Consider the following 9,064-nt stretch of genomic DNA (forward strand, 5'->3'; position numbering starts at 1 on the left):
ATCCCCTTTTCATGTATCCACTGTAATACGTACCGTAACTCCCTGTGATGTAATTTGTACACCAAGGTCATTATATGTTACTGCTTTGACTTCGGTGTCAAATATGTGTTTTTCAAGATCCAGAGGTTCACCCTCCGCTTTTGCTGAAAGTAGGTATTCATCGCCTTGTTTTTCAATAGCAAAAACCTCAAAGCTACTGAACACAACCATATTGACTTCAAAGAGATAAAGAAGTTCAGAAAGCCAGTCCACAAGAAGGTTTTCCAGATCAGGTGCCTGCAATTCAATATATTCGGTAATCTGTGGATTAATACCGGAAGTATCGATCATAACATTGAACATAGCCTCTGCGGCATTTGCGAAGGCTTCTTCTGCGGTGGCCCCAAAGGCCTTGAACCTCGCATCTGCGGTATGTTCTAGGTATTCGTATTTTTTCATAGGAACAACCAATTACAGGGAGTAATTTAAATCATGCGTCTGTTTCAGCCCAGGCGTTTGCGGATAAAATGTATACGCTGCAGGGCAGTTACATGGGAAGCAACACCCATAATGATAAGGGACCAGCCAAGCAGGGTGTAGCCAAATATAGCCTGCGGATAGATAATGTGTAACAGCGATGCGGCTATGACCAGTACAAGACGGTCCGCCCTGCCCATAATTCCACCATAGAAACGACCGATGGATAATGCCTGGGCCTGGGTACCAAGATAACTTGTGAGAAGAATGCCCACCATTGTGAAAAGGCCGATACCCCAGCCTGCATATTCCCCGAAGATCAGGCCGCCGACAATAAAGACATCTGCATAGCGATCAACCACATGGTCAAGGAAATCCCCGGCCTTGTCGTTTGTGAGAAGATAGCGGGCCATGCTGCCGTCCAGCGCGTCAAACAGGGAGTTAAGGACCACAAATATAAGTGCCGCACCTATCAGAAAAATGTTGGACGCTCCCAGGGCATAGCACAGTCCTGCGGCTGCGGAAAAAAGCAGGGAAGCAAGTGTTACCTGGTTGGGGGATATGCCCGTATCTGCAAATATTTTTGCGAGTCTTGATATGGGGCCTGCAAAAACAGGCCTGAAACGATCTAGGGTCATTGTATAATTCCCTTAGTTGTCCTTCCATGATTTAATCTTTTACTTTCACAACGAACTTTTAGCAAGATCGTAGTAATAGCGTACCTTACAGGTGTGCTCAATCTGGGTGGTATTGATGTAGGCATGGTCCAGGGTTTTTCCTGTAGATATGGTGCCGTGGCTTTTGACGATAACCCCCTCGGATTCTGACAGGGCCTCAGCGGAGTTTGCGGCAAGTTCTTCACTTCCTATGCTGCCTTCCACCACCGGCACGGGCCCCAGGAAACACACCCCTTCACTATCCAGTGGTTCGATGCTGCCAGATTCATCCAACAGTGACATAACTACGGCAAAGGGACAGTGGCCATGCACGATACATCCGGCATCAGTGTCCTGATAGATACGCCGATGGACCCGGGTTTCCGACGACGCGAGACTGTCAAATTCGCAGGTGGTATGGATGGGCACCTCCACCACATTCTCCGCACATATTTCGTCTAGCGGGCATCCGCTGCGGGTAATCACCATGCTGTTGCCCCGACGTACACTTATATTTCCAAAATGGGACTCAACCAGCCCGTGATCCACGAGTTTTTTCCCGATTCTTGCCATTTCCTGCCACATAAGAGTTAGATATAGCGCAACCAGCCATAAAATTTATGTGCCATTATGGTATCTATGGGTTGCATTCGATACCATAAGCGCCTCGGTGGCTCAGCCTGGCAGAGCGAGTGACTTGTAATCACTAGGTCGCGTGTTCAAATCACGCCCGGGGCTCTATACTTCCAGTAACAAGCCCTAATACTTCCATATAGGTTTCCTGGATTATTTATCCAGACAAAAGAAGGTATTAGGTATGGACTTATACAACCATAAAAAGCAAGTGGAAAACTGCAGAAAGAAGAATTATTAATGCAGAATATTCACAGAGAAATAAAGATCTGATTTTTGAATTTGTTAATATCCTGTATGCGGAAGGTTTGTCGGATCCTCGAATCCATGGACCAGTTGAATATCCTGGCCTACAAATTCGGCAAAGATCTTGACAAATTAACACTTACAGATATGTATCGAGTGGTTGCTGAGATTGAAAGATCCGATAAAAGACCATGGACAAAACATGGCTATAAAGTAACTATAAAGCGTTTTTTCAGATGGCTAAATGGCGGCAACGATCCGGAAACTACCTCATGGATTAAAACTGCTATGAAACAACACGACAAGATGCTGCCCGACGAACTTCTCACAGAAGATGAAGTCAAAAAGATGATCGAAACCGCCCAGCATCCAAGAGACAAGGCAATGATTGCTTTTCTGTATGATTCCGGAAGTAGGGTTGGAGAAATGGGAACTATACTGATCAAACATATCAATTTTGATAAGTATGGTGCAACTGTAATCCTTAATGGTAAGACTGGTATGAGGCGCGTACGGCTCATATTCAGCCCACCGTATATTGCATCATGGTTAGACATACATCCCGACAATGAAAATCCAAACGCAAACGTATGGATCAATCTCTGCAATAAAAACAAAGGCAAGCATATGAATTATCGTGGCATAACAAAAGTTATCAAAAGAACTGCAGAAAGGGCAGGGATAAAGAAACGGGTATACAATCACCTGTTCCGCCACTCCAGGGCCACAGAGCTTGCAAATGTCCTTACCCAGGCACAACTTGAATCACATCTGGGCTGGATTCATGGAACTGACATGTCAGCAACCTATATTCACCTCTCTGGCCAGTCAGTAGACGATGCACTGCTTAACAAATATGGTCTAAAAGAGGATGAAGGACCAAAACTAAATCCTATAAAATGTCCTCGCTGTAACACCACCAATGGCCCAACTGCTGGGTTCTGCAGCAAATGTGGTATGACATTAACTGCCGAAAGTATGGTGAACATACAGGATAGTGACGATGAGGTGCTGACATTACTGATGGATGCCATCAAACATAATCCTGATATGCTTATCAAGGCCGTACAGGAAAATAAGACAACTAATACAGATCAATAAGTGACATTTCCAAATAATAGAGAAAGGTGTGTGAATGAAGAAATTTGTGATTATATCCCTGATTATTGCTGCTTTACTTGTGGCAGGATGTAGCGGCTCCAATGGACCCGACGAAGAAATAAATCAACCGGAAATAGATGAATCCGATTCTGCTACCGATGAAGAACAAACAAAACCTGTTGACGATAGTACAGATGAAGAGGACACTTCTTTATCTACAGACGATGATACGATAAGAGTGGGTGCATTCAATGTTCAGATTTACGGACAATCCAAGGCATCAGAGGGAAAAGTGATGGCTGTTCTCGGGATACCATTCGAACCTATGATATCGTCTGCATTCAGGAAATCAGAGATAAATCCCAAACATCAATAACTGACCTTATCCAGGAAGTCAATTCTGAAAATAATAATTATGATTACGTGGTCAGTGAACGACTTGGCACAACATCTTCCAAAGAACAGTACATGTATATTTACAACAGTTCTTTAATCACCATTACAGGAACACCACATACATATCCTGAACCAGACGGTGATGTTTTCCACAGAGAACCCTATATTGCTTCATTCAAAGTCAACGGTGGCAACTATGATGGCGTATTGATCAGTATTCATACTGATCCTGATGAGACTACTGAAGAAATAAATCAACTTGATGAAGTACTTGAATATGCTATGGGCATCTATGAAGGTGAGCAGGATTTCATCATTATGGGTGATTTCAATGCCGATGGTTCATATTTTAATGAGGATGGAACTTCTGATCTTGATGAATATGCCTGGTTGATTGATGATTCAGTTGATACAACTACCAAATCTACGGATTACACATACGACAGAACTGTGATTACTGATACCTCTGATTATACTGGAGAAGCGGGTGTTTTCAGGTATGATCTCGAGTATGGACTGGGTCAAGACTGACCGAAGATGTGTCAGACCATTATCCTGTATATGCAAAATTCTGGGTACATAAAGACGATGATGCCAGTTCGGTATCCACCTATGTCCCTCCTGCAGATACCGGCCAAGAATCCGCTGAAACAGAAATTAAAACCGAAGAGTCTGCGGTACAGATAACAGATATCAGTCTGGAAGACGAATGGGTAAAGATAACAAATCAAGGATCTTCTGCAGTATCATTGGAAGGATGGAAAATAATGGATGAGGGAGAACATCATACGTACACATTCTCATCATTTACGCTGGAAGCAGGGGATACGGTCACTTTATACACAGAGGAAGGTATTGATTCTGCTACAGAACTGTATTGGGGTAGTGGAAGACCGATCTGGAATAACGATGGAGATACTGCCAGCCTTTATGATGCAGATGGAGAATTTGTATACGAGTTCAGCAAATGATCGGTGGAATTAAAACAATTAATCAGGGCAGGTTTTCACTGCTCCCTTTTTTTGAACTCAAGAATTTATATTATCTGTTACTGTCTTCTTAAACTCATGTATATCAATTGGTTTAGAAATATACCCAACACAACCGGCATTGATGAATTTGTTCTCATCTCCTCTCATCGCATGTGCTGTAAGCGCTATAACGGGTATATTCTTTGAGTTATCCATTTTTTTGAGTTGAGTCAAGACTTCAAGTCCGTCCATCCTGGGTAATTGTATATCCAACAAAATTAAATCTAAATTATTAATTTCATTTACGATATCAAGAGCCTTTTCCCCATTTTCAGCCTGTTCGACCTCATAACCATATGATTCAAGAAGGTCTACAGTAAGTTCCATATTCATTGGATTATCTTCAACAACCAGTACTTTTGTCATTTACTTCACATCCTATAAGTTTGTGTTATTTCAACGGGACAGTGAACGTAAAGGTACTTCCTTTTCCTATTTCACTTTCGACCCAGACCTCTCCATCATGCATCTCCACGTATTTCTTCACCAGGGAAAGTCCCAGGCCCGTACCACCAAATTTTCTGTTAGCAGATGAATCGACTTGTTTGAAAGGGTCAAAGATGCTCTTGAACTTTCCTTCAGGGATTCCAATGCCCGTATCTGAAACAGAGACATGAAGTTTTTCATCGATAATTTTTGTAGTAACCTGGACTTCACCTTTTTCAGGTGTGAATTTTATTGCGTTGTTAAGCAGGTTATACATGACTTCTTTGAATTTCATCCTGTCAGCCTGCATATCTGGATATTCATGCTTAAAACTGACATGTAAATCAATTGCTTTCTTTTTTGCCATAGGGCTCACAAACATAATTGTACCATCGATTATTTCTTCAATATTTACAGATTCAGGCACATAATCCATATTACCAGATTCGGCTTTTGAAATGTCAAGAATATCGTTAATCAACTCTAACAAATGGTCTCCACTTTTTTGNTAATTGTACCATCGATTATTTCTTCAATATTTACAGATTCAGGCACATAATCCATATTACCAGATTCGGCTTTTGAAATGTCAAGAATATCGTTAATCAACTCTAACAAATGGTCTCCACTTTTTAGAACATTAGATACATATTTGATTTCTTTATCGTCCAGATGATTGGAGGCATTCTCTTTCAGCACCTGGGAAAACCCGATAACTGAGTTTAGAGGTGTACGCAATTCATGGCTCATATTGGCAAGAAATTCCGATTTGGTACGATTTGAATCCTCGGCGGCCAGTTTGGCCATGAGCATTGCTTCCTCTGTCTGCTTGCGTTTAGTAACATCCTCATACATAGCAACGATATTCTCTGAAGACAACTTGTAGACATAGTTATCTCTCCAGCCACTGATCCTTTCATCCTCATAGAACGAAACAGGATGATCTTCTGCTGTTCCCGTCCTCCATACCCTCTGGAACACATCAAGGAGACCTATATCCACGATATTAGGGAATATGTCGGTAACCCTATTGCCCAGAACCTCTTCTCGGTTTACATTGTCTATTTGCTCGCTGGCCCTGTTTATATCTTTGAAAATGAAATCCTTTCCTCCATCGACTGCCATATAGACTGCAACTCCGGAATTCATGTTCTCATAAAGTTTTCTGAATTGTTCCTCACTCCAGCTCAGTTCTTCGTACGCGCGTTCCAGTTGTTCCACTCCCGTTATAGTAGGCAACCACTGTATCAGGCCGATTGCAAGCAACACAAAACCGCCAAGGTATCCGACCATCTTCTCCAGAAATGCCTGGACCTCCGTATCACCTATGACGACAAAATGATTCAGGGATTCGTAGTTATCTGTGATATCGATCGCACTTCCAAAAAACAACAAGACAAATCCTGCAAGCATGAGTTTCCAACTTTTATGGGATAGTTCTGCACGCTGGGAACCAGCTCTCCATAGATAAACAAGTAGAATGAGCAGTACAAGAGCACGGGTGGTTTCAAGGAAAAGGTCACTCATCAGATCGATTATAGAAATCGTTCTCCTTTATTAGTTATTAGGTAATTCTTAGTGTGTGTATATATATGGCTTCCGGTATAAATAAATAGTCAAATATTGCCTGGATCTTGTCCTCCAAATCTATCTCTCTATTTTTCTTTAATTTGAAATTGAATCCACATGCAGGGCATTGTACTTTCATATTGTCGGTTTTTCCACCGAAAGCCTTGTCGTAAACTTTCTTTCTGTCTTCAATTGCAGATAAATTGCAGAGAAATCGGAGAAACTCCCAATACATACCCTGGTGGAGTAACGAAGCCCAAAACAGACCGTGAATCACGCGAAGCCATCATCCACGAGCATGAGAATAAGATCGAATGACGCGAACCTAAAAAGGTGATCGCAGCATCCTGAACCACTCCCGTTCATCACGCATCGCATATGTGGTAATCGGTAAACACAGACACCGATCATACCTTCTTAACACTCACCCAGAACACACTCCCCTGCCCCTGCGGATTGTCCTCTACACCCACATCTCCGCCATGCAGTCGATGATCCGCTTGACGATGGCAAGCCCCAATCCAGATCCTTTGATGCTTTTTTTGTGGACACGCTTGAACCGCTCAAAGATTAGGGTCTTGTCCTCATCAGCAATACCCTCGCCAGCATCTGTCACTGTTACCTTCCACATATCACCGGCATCGAGTACATCCGTCGTGATACGGCTACCAGCTGGACTGTACTTGATGGCATTGGAAAGCAGGTTGACGAACACATCCACGATAATTGAATTGGCACTTGCAGTATATGGACCACCGACAGGAAGTTTGATGTCCATCTGCTTCGTGGTGGATTCATGCTTAAGGTTGTATGCAGCTTTTTCCATGAGTGACCCAATATCTGTTGTCTCAAGCTGGATACTCTCAGTGGCATCCAGTTTAGAGAACTTGGATGCATTCTTTATCATTTCAATAAGTTGTTCATTGCTAAGTTTGATATTTTCGAGTTTATGACGTTTCGATTCATCCGTTTCCGTTCCAAGCAACAGATCTGTGAAACCATTGATGATGTTGATTGGATTTAGAAGATCATGGCGCATGATATCTGTGAAGATATCCTTTGTCTCATTGGAATACTCCAGCTCATCTGCGTATTTCTTGAGAGTCTGCTCGGCCTGTTTACGTCTGGAACTTTCGGATTTTAACTCCTGATTCAGAGATGTAAGTTTGCGTAAGTATATCATCATCAATAATATAATGAAGATTAGTAGTAGAGGTATATACCAGTACTTTGAAACAGCATCAACTAAAGAAACCTCTCCATAATGCTCATAGGGACCTATCTGCAATTCTTGCATAAGCTTGTGTACCGGCTGGTAGCTCAGCGGGGTACCCCATCCGGCATATCTGTCATCCTGATCAATTGCACTGGAAACAGGCATGGTATGGAGAGTTTTCGCCACATTACCGGCAAGATCGACGTTTGTGTATGGTAGTCTGGTGAACGCCCATTCAGGATAGAGAGAAGTACTGTGAATGAAAGGAACACCTTTTATTACCTGACCACCAATAATGTGAAAACGAGTATCAGATTCGCCGTCATCCATATTCATACGATAAAGATGAATTCCCTTGATATTATCAATGTCCAGCGTTCCCTCTAATACCATCTGTTCCAGCGTTCCGACACGTACAGCCCCTGCATCAACATCTCCATTGATAACAGCATCGATAACTGCCCGGTGTGAATGCCCCAACTCAGATTTGAGATCTGTGTAGGGGTCAATGCCTTCGTTCATCATCAATCGCTGTACTATCCTCCAAGCAAAACTGTTCTCTGGGGTTGCTGCGAATGATCTGCCTTTCAGATCACTCAGATCATTGATATCATCCCTATCTGCCCGTGTGATGACAACTGCGCCATGAATCTGGTATGACTCACCCTGCCAGTTATTCATACGTGTTGCGATTGCTGATGCGCCATACTTGTATTCCAGTGCCACCTCGAGCACAGGACTGCATACAACAATATCAACATCACCGTTATCCGCTGCTATTAGCATCTCATCGTAGGATAGTGGAATGATCTCAAACGAGTGTCCGGGAATCTCCTGTGATAAATATTCTGTCGTCATTTCCCATTGTTGCAGAGTCATATAATCCGGCATGTCTGACTGGACACCTATCCGGACCGTGTCCTCCTGTGCCTGACAGACCGACATTGGCATCAGGACCGCTGCGGACATGATTAGGCAGAACGTGAGGATTCTCAGCAATGAGATTTTGCTTGTTGTAATACGATTTCCTCCGGAGAGTGACATCCCACGGATCTTCAATGATCGCTGAATTGCTATTAAGGCAATTCTCTCGTTGGCTCTTTCTCGCATGTCATCTACCATTCTCCTTCCTAAAAAACTAGAATGTTTATTGGACAATTTCTTAGGGATACTATTTATCCTGTCATTACGCATAATATGCCTGATATTTAACGGTTTTGCCTCTTACAGCTCTTTTCATTGAGACCATCAAATTAGCTTTTCGCTTTAAAAGCGTAACTCTTTTTTCATTACCACTGAACGTTGCATGAGCGTAGCTCATGCATTACGTTTAT

At 42.7% G+C, this 9,064-nt stretch carries 12 protein-coding genes and 1 tRNA gene; 5 read left to right on the forward strand and 8 right to left on the reverse strand.

Features of this window, described 5'->3' with window-relative positions; genetic code table 11:
• Positions 1-9: 9 nt before the first annotated feature.
• Genes C9889_RS03580 through C9889_RS03590 form a run of 3 tightly spaced genes read right to left on the reverse strand, consistent with a single transcriptional unit; the run spans position 10 to position 1,685 of the window.
• The gene (locus C9889_RS03580) at positions 10-438 is read right to left on the reverse strand and encodes an archease (RefSeq protein ID WP_129597233.1); all 429 of its coding nucleotides are present in this window, start codon (positions 436-438) and stop codon (positions 10-12) included.
• A gap of 44 nt (positions 439-482) precedes the next feature.
• Complete coding sequence (locus C9889_RS03585; RefSeq protein WP_129597235.1) at positions 483-1,094, reverse strand: CDP-alcohol phosphatidyltransferase family protein; 612 nt, start codon at positions 1,092-1,094, stop codon at positions 483-485.
• 45 nt (positions 1,095-1,139) lie between these two features.
• Complete coding sequence (locus tag C9889_RS03590; RefSeq protein WP_263853972.1) at positions 1,140-1,685, reverse strand: aldolase; 546 nt, start codon at positions 1,683-1,685, stop codon at positions 1,140-1,142.
• A gap of 91 nt (positions 1,686-1,776) precedes the next feature.
• On the opposite strand from C9889_RS03590, the gene C9889_RS03595 reads away from it, so the two are divergent.
• The 5 genes from C9889_RS03595 to C9889_RS03610 all read left to right on the forward strand — a co-directional run bounded on the left by C9889_RS03595 (position 1,777) and on the right by C9889_RS03610 (position 4,459).
• Positions 1,777-1,850 (forward strand) — tRNA-Thr (locus C9889_RS03595).
• A gap of 222 nt (positions 1,851-2,072) precedes the next feature.
• Positions 2,073-3,092, forward strand: coding sequence for a site-specific integrase (locus tag C9889_RS03600; RefSeq protein WP_164999266.1), 1,020 nt, complete (start codon positions 2,073-2,075; stop codon positions 3,090-3,092).
• Between the two features lie 34 nt (positions 3,093-3,126).
• A complete protein-coding gene (locus C9889_RS10310) occupies positions 3,127-3,468 on the forward strand; it encodes a hypothetical protein (RefSeq protein ID WP_225419963.1) in 342 nt (113 codons plus the stop codon).
• Positions 3,441-4,019 (forward strand): exonuclease/endonuclease/phosphatase family protein, encoded by a 579-nt coding sequence (locus C9889_RS03605; protein WP_263854014.1) that lies wholly within the window; start codon positions 3,441-3,443, stop codon positions 4,017-4,019. The genes C9889_RS10310 and C9889_RS03605 overlap by 28 nt, the downstream gene beginning before the upstream one ends.
• 8 nt (positions 4,020-4,027) lie before the next feature.
• Positions 4,028-4,459: a lamin tail domain-containing protein gene (locus tag C9889_RS03610; protein ID WP_225419964.1), complete on the forward strand. Its 432-nt coding sequence runs from the start codon at positions 4,028-4,030 to the stop codon at positions 4,457-4,459.
• Positions 4,460-4,516: 57 nt separating this feature from the next.
• Here the strand turns inward: C9889_RS03610 and C9889_RS03615 are convergent, their stop codons facing one another.
• The 5 genes from C9889_RS03615 to C9889_RS03635 form a co-directional block, all read right to left on the reverse strand.
• On the reverse strand, positions 4,517-4,885 hold the full coding sequence (locus tag C9889_RS03615; RefSeq protein ID WP_129597245.1) for a response regulator: 369 nt from the start codon (positions 4,883-4,885) through the stop codon (positions 4,517-4,519).
• A 25-nt stretch (positions 4,886-4,910) separates the two neighbouring features.
• On the reverse strand, positions 4,911-5,435 hold the full coding sequence (locus C9889_RS03620; RefSeq protein WP_129597247.1) for a sensor histidine kinase: 525 nt from the start codon (positions 5,433-5,435) through the stop codon (positions 4,911-4,913).
• Positions 5,429-6,472 carry a PAS domain-containing sensor histidine kinase gene (locus C9889_RS03625; RefSeq protein WP_129597249.1) on the reverse strand — a complete coding sequence of 348 codons (1,044 nt, stop codon included), beginning with the start codon at positions 6,470-6,472 and terminating at the stop codon, positions 5,429-5,431. The genes C9889_RS03620 and C9889_RS03625 overlap by 7 nt, the downstream gene beginning before the upstream one ends.
• Positions 6,473-6,509: 37 nt before the next feature.
• Positions 6,510-6,791 (reverse strand): hypothetical protein, encoded by a 282-nt coding sequence (locus C9889_RS03630; RefSeq protein ID WP_129597252.1) that lies wholly within the window; start codon positions 6,789-6,791, stop codon positions 6,510-6,512.
• Positions 6,792-6,977: 186 nt separating this feature from the next.
• Complete coding sequence (locus C9889_RS03635; protein WP_164999267.1) at positions 6,978-8,852, reverse strand: sensor histidine kinase; 1,875 nt, start codon at positions 8,850-8,852, stop codon at positions 6,978-6,980.
• Positions 8,853-9,064: the final 212 nt, after the last annotated feature.

The sequence above is a fragment of the Methanohalophilus profundi genome, assembly GCF_004137855.1.
Lineage (GTDB): Archaea > Halobacteriota > Methanosarcinia > Methanosarcinales > Methanosarcinaceae > Methanohalophilus > Methanohalophilus profundi.